11 protein-coding genes are annotated in these 12,058 nt (G+C 39.3%); 8 read left to right on the top strand and 3 right to left on the bottom strand.

Features of this window, described 5'->3' with window-relative positions; all coding sequences use genetic code 11:
• Positions 1 to 153: 153 nt before the first annotated feature.
• Together E0H94_RS02585 and E0H94_RS02580 are read right to left on the bottom strand one after the other, a co-directional pair.
• Complete coding sequence (locus tag E0H94_RS02585) at positions 154 to 1,494, bottom strand: TrkH family potassium uptake protein (RefSeq protein WP_131324999.1); 1,341 nt, start codon at positions 1,492 to 1,494, stop codon at positions 154 to 156.
• Position 1,495: 1 nt separating this feature from the next.
• On the bottom strand, positions 1,496 to 2,146 hold the full coding sequence (locus E0H94_RS02580; protein ID WP_131324998.1) for a potassium channel family protein: 651 nt from the start codon (positions 2,144 to 2,146) through the stop codon (positions 1,496 to 1,498).
• A gap of 156 nt (positions 2,147 to 2,302) precedes the next feature.
• On the opposite strand from E0H94_RS02580, the gene E0H94_RS02575 reads away from it, so the two are divergent.
• Positions 2,303 to 2,845 carry a hypothetical protein gene (locus E0H94_RS02575; RefSeq protein WP_131324997.1) on the top strand — a complete coding sequence of 181 codons (543 nt, stop codon included), beginning with the start codon at positions 2,303 to 2,305 and terminating at the stop codon, positions 2,843 to 2,845.
• 46 nt (positions 2,846 to 2,891) lie between these two features.
• Here the strand turns inward: E0H94_RS02575 and ilvA are convergent, their stop codons facing one another.
• Complete coding sequence (gene ilvA, locus E0H94_RS02570) at positions 2,892 to 4,430, bottom strand: threonine ammonia-lyase, biosynthetic (protein WP_131324996.1); 1,539 nt, start codon at positions 4,428 to 4,430, stop codon at positions 2,892 to 2,894.
• 105 nt (positions 4,431 to 4,535) lie between these two features.
• Between ilvA and rpiA the strand changes: the two genes are divergently transcribed.
• The 7 genes from rpiA (at position 4,536) to clpA (ending at position 12,027) form a co-directional block, all read left to right on the top strand.
• Entirely contained in the window at positions 4,536 to 5,207 is a 672-nt protein-coding gene (gene rpiA, locus E0H94_RS02565; RefSeq protein WP_116760640.1) for a ribose-5-phosphate isomerase RpiA, read from the top strand.
• A gap of 153 nt (positions 5,208 to 5,360) precedes the next feature.
• The gene (locus E0H94_RS02560) at positions 5,361 to 6,041 is read left to right on the top strand and encodes a M48 family metallopeptidase (RefSeq protein WP_131324995.1); all 681 of its coding nucleotides are present in this window, start codon (positions 5,361 to 5,363) and stop codon (positions 6,039 to 6,041) included.
• A 163-nt stretch (positions 6,042 to 6,204) separates the two neighbouring features.
• A complete protein-coding gene (locus E0H94_RS02555; RefSeq protein WP_131325350.1) occupies positions 6,205 to 7,317 on the top strand; it encodes a GGDEF domain-containing protein in 1,113 nt (370 codons plus the stop codon).
• Positions 7,318 to 7,431: 114 nt separating this feature from the next.
• Complete coding sequence (gene argC, locus E0H94_RS02550; RefSeq protein WP_131324994.1) at positions 7,432 to 8,481, top strand: N-acetyl-gamma-glutamyl-phosphate reductase; 1,050 nt, start codon at positions 7,432 to 7,434, stop codon at positions 8,479 to 8,481.
• 78 nt (positions 8,482 to 8,559) lie between these two features.
• Positions 8,560 to 9,312, top strand: coding sequence for a DUF6776 family protein (locus E0H94_RS02545; RefSeq protein ID WP_131324993.1), 753 nt, complete (start codon positions 8,560 to 8,562; stop codon positions 9,310 to 9,312).
• Between the two features lie 15 nt (positions 9,313 to 9,327).
• Positions 9,328 to 9,741, top strand: coding sequence for an ATP-dependent Clp protease adapter ClpS (gene clpS / locus E0H94_RS02540; protein WP_131265255.1), 414 nt, complete (start codon positions 9,328 to 9,330; stop codon positions 9,739 to 9,741).
• 9 nt (positions 9,742 to 9,750) lie between these two features.
• Positions 9,751 to 12,027 carry an ATP-dependent Clp protease ATP-binding subunit ClpA gene (gene clpA / locus E0H94_RS02535; protein ID WP_131324992.1) on the top strand — a complete coding sequence of 759 codons (2,277 nt, stop codon included), beginning with the start codon at positions 9,751 to 9,753 and terminating at the stop codon, positions 12,025 to 12,027.
• The last annotated feature ends 31 nt before the right edge of the window (positions 12,028 to 12,058 follow it).

The raw sequence follows: 12,058 nt of genomic DNA, 5'->3' as shown, positions 1-12,058 counted from the left end.
CACAGTATTCACGCACTGAAAAAGGGTTTGTATCCACTTTAAATTTGACATTATTTGAGCTTCGCTACATGGTTTGTCTGTAGGGAATAAAATTGAATTCCGATTAAATTCTCAAATATTTTCCCTTTTGAGTAACGATGTGTCCTGAACTCTTCAACCGATCTGAATATCCGTAGGTGGGTGTTTTAAGCGTGTTTTTTTCGGCGTGGCAATCATATAGGCTAACGTAAGTGGACCAAGTCGACCCGCAAACATGAGCAGCATTAAGGTAATTTGACTGGCAGGTTGTAAGTCGGAGGTAATGCCACGTGACAGACCAACGGTACAGGCTGCCGATACAGCTTCAAAGAGTAAATCAAGGAAATGGCGTTTAGGCTCTAATAGTAATAAAGATAAAAACCCCATAAATACTAACATGGCAGTAATAGACACTACAGCCATGGCTTTAAATGACGTATTTTGTGGTATCGAAAAATTAAAAATACGTATTTCATCAGCACGGCGTAAAAAGCTGACTACGCTTAAAATGACGACAATAAAGGTGCCGACTTTAATACCACCCGCCGTACTTAAAGAGCCTCCGCCAATAAACATCAGCACCATGGTCACCAGTGCGGATGCATCAGTCATGTCGCCCACATTCAAACTGTTAAATCCAGAGGAGCGCGGAACAGTCGCATGGAACCATGCATTGACGGCTTGTTCCATCGTGCTCATGGGGGCTAGCGTAAGAGGATTATTGGCTTCTAATAGCCAAAAGACCACAAAGGCAAATAGATTAAGACCCGTGATCGTTAATAAAATTAGCTTGCTATTTGGACTGAGTTTTTTCCAGCTTCTTTGGTGTTTAATGTCCATTAAAACCAAGAAACCAATCCCACCAATGATATACAGCATGCTAATGGTAAATGTAATGAAGTAGTGACTGGAAAAGTCCATTAAGCTGTTCGGAAATAAAGAAAATCCACCATTATTAAAGGCAGAAACACTATAAAAAGCAGCATAAAAAAAGGCTTTTAAAAAGTCATATTCTTGCATCCATGCAATTGTGAGAATACATGTGCCGATGGCTTCAAAAAATAACGAATACAGCAAAACCGCTTTAATAGTCTGAGAAACCTTAGATAAACTGGTATGACCAATGGTTTCCTGCGCCATAATTTGTTGTTTTAGCCCAATTTTATTTGAAAGGCTCATTACGGCTAAAATGGCGAAAGTCATAAAACCTAAACCACCACATTGTAGTAATAGCATAATGACAACTTTGCCAAATACAGTATAAGCCTCACCGACATTGACAGCCGATAAACCGGTAATTGTGACTGCCGATGTTGCTGTGAATAGCGCATGTATCCAAGACAAATCACCATGATGGGCAATCGGTAATTTGAGCAGCAAGGTTCCAATAAGGATAAAACTTAAAAAGCCGAGTGCTAATAAGCTCGGAGGGCTTAAGTTAACCGTATTTTTGGGCTTTTTTCGTATTATTTTCATATTATTTAAAACGATTCGATAATTTTCGTAGTTGTTCCAAATGACCCTCAACCACAATGATATCACCATGTTGTAATACCAAATTGGGGTCTATCTGATATGAAAGATCTTTGCCACGCTTGTGTAATATGACTTTAATTTCTGAGTTGTACTCAGAAATGATTTGAAAACGAGTGCCATGTAAATTGTCTTTAATCTCAATTTTCACCATATAGCGATCATCTCCCAAAGACATATAACGGCTGACCATTGGATAGCTGAGCGACTGTGCAATACGGACGCCCATATCTTCTTCTGGGTGAATAATTTTATCGATACCTAAATGGCTTAGAATCATATGGTGGGATTTTGATTTTGCTTTTACCCAAATTTTTTCAATGCCCATATTCTTGAGATGTAAAACACAGAGAATACTGGCTTCAATATCCTCCCCAATGGCCACCACCACGGCATCACAGTTTTGAATATTTAATTCATTGAGTACATGTTCATCCGTCGCATCCGCAATCACAGCATGGGTCAATACATCAGAAATGTTTTCTACATATTTTTTATTGCTATCGATGCCAAGGACATCATGCTTTAATTCTACCAATTCAGTTGCGACAGTTGCACCAAAACTTCCTAAACCAATCACTGCAAATTGAGCCATGTTAGGTCCTTATTTTGTTAGGTGTATTATTATTTACACATTTAAATTTCATAATGTCTAATCATAGCGTTAATTGATGCTTGAAATGAAGTTTTTCGGCATTGGCTGTACATTTAGTAGTAAAAGCAAAATGAATAAAATAATTAGGGTTTGAATATGAATGAAAAGAAAATTTATAAGCAGTTAAGAAAGTGGTTTCCTGAGTTGAAACAGCATCCATTACCTAAAAAAAAGTATCGTGCAAAAGCAGAACACTTTTTAACTTGGTTAAATACTCAGGAGAGTGAACAAACTTTTGAATATTTGATTGCATTGAACATTCATCAATATTTGGAAAATGGACTGGCAGCACATCCTGTTTTTCAGCACATGACCACTGAAATTGAAATGGTGCAAGCACAAATACAATCACGTGCAGATCCAATCTTAAAACACTATGAGCAATTTGAGCATGTGATTGGACGGTTTTATCGGGTACAGGATCAAATTTTAGAAATTATCTTAGATGAAATTTATAAATTCCTGAAATCTCAGAATTTTGCGTTATTGTTGCTTTGGGGTGCGGAGCACTATTGGCTCGCCGTACCGAATCAGTCGAAAAAAATAGAAGCATTCTGCACGTTATTTAATCATCAATTTGATGGTGCTGGTTTAAAAGTTGAAAAATATCAACCTTCTGAAATATCTTGGTCTATTTAAATGACAAACAGAGCCATAAAGACTCTGTTTGGGTTGACTCAATTGATTATTTTAAAAAGCGTTGGTAACCAAGATTGTTGGTAATTTCCACGTATGGATAAGTAATACTTTCCAATGTTTCAATCAAGCCATCTGGATTTTGTTTGGCATCACTCGCTTCCAAGCCGACCAAAACGCGACCTTCAGCAGCGCCGTGGTTACGATAGTGGAAAAGGGTAATGTTATGCGTAGGGCCTAAACGCTCAAGGAAAGTGAGCAATGCGCCAGGACGCTCTGGAAACTCGACACGGAATAAGCGCTCATTTTCTAAATCTGCATGACCACCGACCAAGTAGCGAATGTGTAGTTTTGCAACTTCATCATCAGAAAGATCATCGACATCATATTGAGTCTTGAGTAACTCGTGAATGTCGTGGCGTTCTTTTTCACCACTTTTTAGGCTAATGCCCACAAAAACTTGTGCAGCTGAAGCATTGCTTGCACGATAGTTAAATTCGGTAATATTGCGGCCTTGCAAGGCGCGGCAGAAGTTAAGGAAAGAGCCTTTTTCTTCTGGAATAGTCACTGCAAAGATCGCTTCTTTGTGTTCACCCAGTTCTGTACGTTCTGCGATATAGCGTAAGCGGTCAAAGTTCATGTTTGCACCGCAAACAATTGATACCATGTTTTTACCGTGAATATTGTGCTCTTCAACGTATTTTTTAATGCCTGCTAAAGCCATGGCACCAGAAGGTTCGACAATGCTACGACATTCGTCATAAGTATCTTTAATGGCTGCACAAATTTCGTCGGTGTTCACCAGAACGACTTCACGTTCGACAATTGGACCAGAGTTATCTGATTTTTGCAGTTGTAACACTTCAAACGGTTTTTCACCAATTTGTGCGACTGCTGTACCATCTGCAAATAGACCAACTTGAGGCAGAATCACGCGTTCATTGGCTTCAAACGCTGCTTTTAAACAAGCCGATTCGTCATATTCAACAGGGATGATTTTGACATGTGGCGCAACATCGCCTAAATAAGCTGCAATACCTGCGATTAAACCGCCACCGCCAACGGCAACGAATACATATTCGACATCACGCCATTGACGTAAAATTTCATTGGCAATGGTGCCTTGACCCGCCATCACCAACTCATCGTCATAAGGGGGAATAAATGTCATGCCTTCATCTTTGGCACGTTGAATGGCATATTTATTGGCAACATCAAATGAGTCACCATGTAGCACAACATCACCACCCAAGCGTTTTACCGCTTGTACCTTAATATCTGGTGTGGTTTTTGGCATAACAATAATGGCGTGAATACCTAACTTTTGACCAGATAAAGCCACGCCTTGAGCATGGTTACCTGCTGAAGCAGTAATAACGCCACGTTCCAACTGAGATTTCGGTAATTGACTAATACGGTTATAGGCACCGCGTAGTTTGAAAGAAAAGACAGGTTGTAAGTCTTCGCGTTTAAAGCGAATGTTGTTGTTTAGCTTTTCACTAATTCGTGGCGCTGCTTCGAGTGGGGTTTCGATTGCAACGTCGTATACCGTTGCTTGTAAAATTTGTCGAACCAAACGAGACAGCATGTTAATTTTCCATCTAACAGTTTAAAATAGGCGTTTATTGTAACAAACCCCTGCACATTTGCGTTTTAAAATTGCGCAAAACGTGAAAAAAAGTTGAGTGATGTCATGAGTCTATATGCAAGCCAAGATGAGAAAAAACAAGCAGCAGCGAAAGCCGCTTTAAAACACTTACCAAAAGGCGGCATTTTAGGAGTGGGTACAGGCAGTACCGTTAATTTTCTAATTGATTTATTGCCAGAACTTCAACTTGAAGCGGCTGTTGCGAGTTCAGAAGCAACGGCAGAACGTCTAAAGAAACTTGGCATTGAAGTCGTGGATATGAACCATGTGGGTGGTTTAGATGCTTATGTCGATGGTGCAGATGAAATTGACCGTCATATGCACATGATTAAAGGCGGTGGTGCTGCTTTAACTCGTGAAAAGATTGTGGCATCAATTGCAAAGAAATTTGTGTGTATTGTTGATGATTCAAAATGGGTTGAACAATTGGGCCGTGAGTTCCCATTACCAGTAGAAGTGATTCCAATGGCGCGTTCGGCTGTAGCACGTAAAATCGTGAGCTTGGGCGGTGATCCAGTTTACCGTGAAGGGGTAGTGACAGATAACGGCAATGTTATTTTAGATGTTTATAACTTAAATATTCTAAATGCGCTTGAATTAGAAAAGACCATCAATAACATTCCGGGTGTGGTGTGTAATGGTATTTTTGCATTAAACAAAGCGGATATTGCTGTCGTTGCAACAGACAACGGCATTGAAGAACGTACAGCAGTTTAATTTTAAATCTCCCCAAACCCTGAACAAACTTTAAAGCACTGCTTTAAAGTTTGTTCAAGAAAACTCATTTAGTAAAATTATTACTAATTAGTTTTCTCCCTTCTTTCAAAAGGAAGGCTGGGGAGGATTATTAAATAAAAGAATAATATTTTAATGACCTTAGCAGACTTACCTGAAATCCAAATCACTCATCATGCTCGTGCAACGCGGTTACGTTTACGTGTTGAGCCAACACAAATTCGTTTAACAGTTCCAAAGTTTTGTAGCCAAAAACAAATACAGGCTTTCTTGAGTGAGTCTGAGCATTGGATGCGAGAAACATGGCAAAAACAACAAAATAAAATGGGGCAGCATCAAGCCTTAGTAACTGAGCTGAAGTTGTTTAATCTAACTCAGCCCATTCAGATTAACTATGTTGTGCAGAAGCAAACTTATCTCTGGAATGCAGAGCAGCAAATGCTTTTAGTGAGTGATCGACAACCAGAACAATATCTCAAAGCATTTGTCATTGCTTATGCAAAGCAGCATTTACCACTTTATTTGGCAAAAGTTACTGGTGAGACGGGTTTACACTATTTGCAGTGCAGTATTCGACAACCTAAAACGCGTTGGGGTAGTTGTAGTGTCAAGCATGACATTATGTTGAACAGTGCTTTGGTTTTGTTCCCTTTGGAAATTGCGCGTTATGTTTGTGTGCATGAATTGGCACACACCGTTTATTTTGATCATAGTGCTCATTTTTGGGCAAAAGTCGCTGAGCATGATCCAAACTTTAAACAGCATCGTCATACCTTAAAAAATACAACATTACCCTTTTGGTGGTTCTCTTCTTAAAATAGCTAAATTTTACGATGTGATTGATGTAATCGATTTAAGTTTGAATGATTAAATAAATCATCTACACTGCGGTTACTTTTAGTACAAACTTTTAGTGTTGGGCGTGAATTTTACAGATACCCATTATTTTATATTAATTGTTCCAGCTTGCCTGATCTTAATGGGAAGCTTGTTTTTAATATGCCATTATTTTTATCAGGCTCCAAAATACTTATTTTGGCTAGGTCTAGGCTATATCGTACCTTCTTTTTCATTGGCAGCACAAAGCTTTATGTCTAATTCAGAGCTAGCTTTGTCCGCGCCTTTGCTGGGAGGCATGTATTTATTTGGGGCTTGGGCAAGTGCCTATGCAATGGCATTAAGAAAAAACGGCCATGCGCATTCATATTGGTGTTTTGGTTTAATTACGATAGCCCTATTGTTGCTGAGTTATTTTTCATATGTAGATAATCAATTATGGATCAGGATGTTGATTCTTAATTCAACTATAGCAATAGTAGAGTCATTGGTTTTATTTTCGATATTTAAAAATTATCAACACATTGGTATATTTAATAAAATTGTGGATTTTTCTTATTTTTTCATTGTAATTTATACCTTTGCACGCAGTTTAATTATTTATCTATTTTTAAGTAATATTGAAGCGGACATGCTCGTTACCTCCGTTTGGTGGTTAATGATGCTTGCTGCAAGTATTTTTTTAAGCATGTGGTTTGCGATTGTTTTGTTAGGGACTTTGGTGCGAGATATTATTCATAAGTTGAATGATGAGCGTTTGAAAGACCCATTAACCAATTTATTAAACCGACGTGGTTTTTATGAAAAGGCCAAGTCAGCACTTTCATATACATCTCAAGACACCTATTTTTTACTGATGTGTGATATTGATCATTTCAAGCGTATCAATGATCAATATGGGCATTTGATTGGCGATAGTATTTTGCAACAGGTTGGGCAGATTATTCGAGAAAATGTTCGAGGTCAGGATTTGGTTGGGCGTTTTGGTGGTGAAGAATTTATTCTGCTTCTACAAGTAGAAGACCAACATCAGGCTTATAGAATTGCCGAACGTATTCGAGTTAATATAGAAGCTAGGCAGTTATCAGCTAGCAAAATATCAGTGACTGCCAGTTTTGGTTTAGCGCAGATCTTTGAGCAAGATTTTATACGGGCAATTGGTGTTGCTGATCAATTACTGTATTCCGCGAAGCGATCTGGACGGAATTGTATAGGTTTGGATCATACCAAAGTGATTTTCCCTGTATTGAATTAAAGCTTTAACAACACTAAAACATATAAAAATCCAAGTAAAACAGTTTAGAAAGCCTCAACTTCCTGTCATACTACGCAGTTACAAAATGGCTGCTTTTGAATAGGGGTAAAACGCGTGATTTCAGTAGGTATTGTTGGTGGAACAGGTTATACAGGTGTTGAATTGTTGCGCCTATTGCTTCGACATCCAAATGTACAAGTCAATGTACTGACATCACGTACTGAAAATGGGCGCCGTGTCGATGATATGTTCCCGAGCTTACGTGGACATACAGACCTGAAATATTCAGACTTAAATATCGAACAATTAAAACAGTGTGATGTGGTGTTTTTTGCGACACCGCATGGCGTAGCCATGAAGCATGCAGAAGAATTGGTTGCAGCAAATACGAAAGTAATTGATTTAGCTGCTGACTTTCGTTTGCAAAATTTGGTGCAATTTGAAAAATGGTACGGTATGCAACATGCTTGCCCTGAACTGCTTAAAGATTCTGTCTATGGTCTATCAGAGCTGAACCGTGACAAAATTAAGCAGGCAAATGTGATTGGCAACCCTGGTTGTTATCCAACAACAGTGCAACTTGGCTTGGCACCATTGTTTAAGCATAGCGACACATTGGTTAAACCTGAGAGCATTATTATTGATGCGAAATCAGGTGTTTCTGGTGCTGGACGCAAAGCCAGCATGGGTATGATTTACACTGAAAATGCTGATAACTTTAAAGCTTATGGCGTCGCAGGACATCGTCACCATCCTGAAATTGTAGAAGCTTTAGAAAATATTTCAGGTCAAACAGGTGTTTTTGATCAGATCTTATTTGTTCCGCACTTGGTACCTATGATTCGTGGCATGCTCAGTACCATTTATGTGGATTTGACGGATGCAGGCACTGAGTTGGATTTACAAGCATGGTATGAGCAATTCTATGCAAATGAAAGTTTTGTAGACGTGATGCCTGAAAACAGTTCACCTGAAACACGCTCTGTACGTGGGGCTAATCAGTTGCGTATTGCTCTTTATAAGCCACAACCTAAGAAATTGGTGGTTTTGGTTGCGCAAGATAACTTGGTTAAAGGTGCTGCTGGTCAAGCTGTTCAAAATATGAACTTAATGTTTAATTTTGCTGAAACAGCAGGACTTGAAGGCATTGGTTTATTACCATAAAACCTATTAAATACCTTCACACACATTTAAATTTAGATTTAAATGTGTGTTTTGAATAATTCAAAACAAGAGATGACGATGCAGAATACTGACTCGAACACTACGTCACAATCGAATGAGCCTGTCAAAAAGCCTTTTCTTGAAACCAATTTACCTTTGGTGATTGGTGCTGCCGTTTTGGTGCTCGGAAGTGGTTTTATTGGCTATTCGGTCGGGCATCGGCAGGGTTTAACAGTGGTTGGTTATGATGCGGATGCCGAACAACTGGTTGAAGTTGTACAAAAGCAAAAACAAACGCTTGAAGGTTTAAACAAAAGCATGAATACCGCGGTACAAGAGCGTGATGTTGCGGTCAGTAATTCAAATGATTTATTCACCGCACTCAATCAGGCGAAGGACAGTGAAAATCAGGCCCGTAGTTTAGGTGCACTTTATCGTGAAGTGTTGCGCCAGCGCGGTGGTCTAAGCTTAACTGTACAGAATCTAAGTATTAAGCCTTTACCTGAAAATGCTTTTGAATATCAGCTAGATTTAGTGCAAGTTAGCCCAAGTAAACGTAATACTTCTGGGGAAGTCGCCTTACATCTTATTCAAGGCACTGAAGTTTTGGTTGTTCCAATGGAAGATAAAAACTTTAACTTTGATGAATACGAGCGTTTGACTGGGCGTTGGACAATGCCTAAAGGCTTTACCCCGCAATTTGTAGAAGTTCGTTTAACTGGAACGAATACACCTGTAATTAAACGCTTTAGTTGGGCGAAAGGGAATGCAGTTGAGTCACCGTCTGCCAATATCTCTGAAATTCCTCAAGCTGAAGCGAATGCTCAATAGTTGTAATTATATCTTATGCGAAATTCGAAACGCCAAATTTGTCTAAACGACATTAAAAGTAGTTTTTACCAGTCTGGTTTAGTGGACTGGCATTTTAATCCGCGTTTAGTGGATGAGCCTCAGCACGATGAGCATGGGGATGTTGCTGTACAAACTGCGCCACCTGAATTAAAGCGTCCATCTTTGTATGCTGTCGTTTTAATGAACGATGATTACACCCCAATGGACTTTGTAATTGAAATTTTACAACAATACTTTGCAATGAATCTTGACCAAGCCACTCAAGTAATGTTAACAGTACATTACGAAGGTAAAGGTGTTGCAGGCGTATATCCAAGAGACATCGCGGAAACCAAAGCGAACCAAGTCAATAATTACGCTCGATCTCAAGGTCATCCACTACTTTGTCAGATTGAGCCAAAAGATTAAGGGGGTTACATGCTCAGTCGTCAATTGGAAGTATCATTACGTTTGGCTGTAAGCATGGCTCGTCAAAAGAGACATGAGTTCTTAACAGTTGAACATTTATTATTGGCATTACTAGACAATGACTCTGCTGTGAATGCATTAAAAGCATGCGGTGCAGATATCATCGTCTTACGGAAAGAATTAGAAGAATACGTAGAACAACATACTCCGAAACTTGCTGAAAACAGCGATCAGGCACCGCATCCAACTGAAAGTTTTGACCGTATTCTGCAACGCGCCATTTTCCACGTGCAATCGAGTGGCGGTGATCGTACTGTAGAAGGGGCTGATATTTTGGTGGCAATGTATTCCGAGCGGGATTCATTTGCGGTTTATTTATTAAAACGTCATCAAATTAATCGTTTAACTTTAACGCAATACTTGTCGCATGGTACGCGTAAAGATGAAGTCCAAGTTGAAGAAGAAGCTGAGGAGTTGGATGGGGAGTCCGCATCTTCGGCCAATGCAGGTCCATTAGAGCTTTACACGACTAACTTGAATCATGAGGCACAAAAAGGCAAAACTGATCCGCTCATTGGTCGTGAAAAAGAAATTGAGCGCGCGGCACAAATTTTATGCCGTCGCCGTAAAAATAATCCATTACTCGTTGGTGATCCGGGTGTGGGCAAGACTTCGATTGCAGAAGGTTTAGCTTGGCTTATTGTTAATGGTAAGGCACCAAAGCCTCTCGCAAATGCTGAAATTTTTAGCTTAGATATTGGTGCATTGGTTGCTGGGACTAAATATCGTGGAGATTTCGAAAAACGTCTAAAACAATTGTTAAATGCGTTGAAGAAAAGACCTGAAGCTGTCTTATTTATTGATGAAATTCATATGATTATTGGTGCAGGCTCAAGTATGGGTAGCACTATGGATGCGTCAAACTTGATTAAACCAGCATTGGCCAATGGTTCATTGCGCTGCATCGGTTCAACCACGTTCCAAGAATATCGCCAAGTCTTTGAAAAAGATCATGCACTTTCACGTCGATTCCAAAAAATTGATGTCAATGAGCCATCTATTTCTGAAACGATTGATATTTTACGTGGCTTAAAATCTAAATTTGAAGATTTCCATCATGTGAAATATGACGATAAAGCACTGGTTTCGGCAGTAGAACTGTCTGCGAAATTTATCAATGATCGTTTCTTACCAGATAAAGCAATTGACGTGATTGATGAAGCAGGTGCACAGCGCCGTTTGAAAGCTGAACAAGATGAAAGCTTGATTACTGTTGAAAATATTGAAGATATTGTTTCGAAGATTGCTCGTATTCCACCGAAAACAGTATCCAAAGATGATAAAACGGTACTCGAAAATCTTGAACGTGATTTAAAACGTGTGGTGTTTGGTCAAGATGAAGCAATTGACGCATTATCTTCTGCCATTAAATTGTCACGTGCTGGTTTAAAATCTCCAGACAAACCTGTTGGAAGTTTTGTGTTTGCAGGTCCTACAGGGGTCGGTAAAACAGAAGTCACTAAACAGTTGGCAAAATTGTTAGGTGTTGAACTGGTTCGTTTCGATATGTCTGAATATATGGAACGCCATGCGGTTTCACGTTTAATTGGTGCACCTCCAGGTTATGTGGGATTTGACCAAGGTGGCTTGTTAACCGATGCAATTCATAAGAATCCACATTGTGTATTGTTACTTGATGAAATTGAGAAAGCGCATCCAGATGTCTTTAATTTGTTATTACAAATCATGGATCATGGCTCGTTAACGGATAATAATGGACGTAAATCTGATTTCCGTAATGTGATTTTGGTACTAACCACCAATATTGGTGCAGAAAGTATTTCACGTGTTAGCATTGGTTTTATGGAACAAGACAATAGTCGTGATAATCAGGAAGCCATGAAACGAGCATTCTCTCCAGAATTCCGTAACCGTCTGGATGGTGTGATTCAATTCAAAGCACTCCCAACCACTGTGATTGAGAATGTGGTCGATAAGTTCTTGACTGAGTTGCAAGCACAACTCGATGATAAGAAAGTCATGCTTGAAGTTGATCAAAGTGCGCGTGAGTGGATGGCTGAACATGGTTATGACCGCCTCATGGGTGCTCGACCAATGCAAAGATTGATTCAAGAGCATTTGAAAAAACCACTTGCTGAAATGATTTTATTTGGTGAGTTGGCAGAACATGGTGGCAACGTAGCCGTTTCTGTGAAAATGGAAAATGGTGAAGCTGTTGGTTTGAAACTTGAAGTGTTTGAAGATCAAACTGCTGAACCTGCTTAGTTTACTTTTTTGTCAATAACCCGTGTTAACA

Origin of the sequence: Acinetobacter sp. ANC 4173 (assembly GCF_004331255.1) — a bacterium.
Classification (GTDB): domain Bacteria; phylum Pseudomonadota; class Gammaproteobacteria; order Pseudomonadales; family Moraxellaceae; genus Acinetobacter.
This window is presented reverse-complemented; position numbering and strand designations above follow the sequence as displayed.

Coding starts and splice junctions, on each gene's coding strand:
- ilvA (WP_131324996.1), bottom strand. CDS start 4,430: ATGCTGTCTCGTTTGGTTCGACAAATTTTACAAGCAACGGTATACGAC.
- E0H94_RS02560 (WP_131324995.1), top strand. CDS start 5,361: ATGACCTTAGCAGACTTACCTGAAATCCAAATCACTCATCATGCTCGT.
- E0H94_RS02580 (WP_131324998.1), bottom strand. CDS start 2,146: ATGGCTCAATTTGCAGTGATTGGTTTAGGAAGTTTTGGTGCAACTGTC.
- E0H94_RS02555 (WP_131325350.1), top strand. CDS start 6,205: ATGGGAAGCTTGTTTTTAATATGCCATTATTTTTATCAGGCTCCAAAA.
- E0H94_RS02575 (WP_131324997.1), top strand. CDS start 2,303: ATGAATGAAAAGAAAATTTATAAGCAGTTAAGAAAGTGGTTTCCTGAG.
- E0H94_RS02585 (WP_131324999.1), bottom strand. CDS start 1,494: ATGAAAATAATACGAAAAAAGCCCAAAAATACGGTTAACTTAAGCCCT.
- clpA (WP_131324992.1), top strand. CDS start 9,751: ATGCTCAGTCGTCAATTGGAAGTATCATTACGTTTGGCTGTAAGCATG.
- E0H94_RS02545 (WP_131324993.1), top strand. CDS start 8,560: ATGCAGAATACTGACTCGAACACTACGTCACAATCGAATGAGCCTGTC.
- clpS (WP_131265255.1), top strand. CDS start 9,328: ATGCGAAATTCGAAACGCCAAATTTGTCTAAACGACATTAAAAGTAGT.
- rpiA (WP_116760640.1), top strand. CDS start 4,536: ATGAGTCTATATGCAAGCCAAGATGAGAAAAAACAAGCAGCAGCGAAA.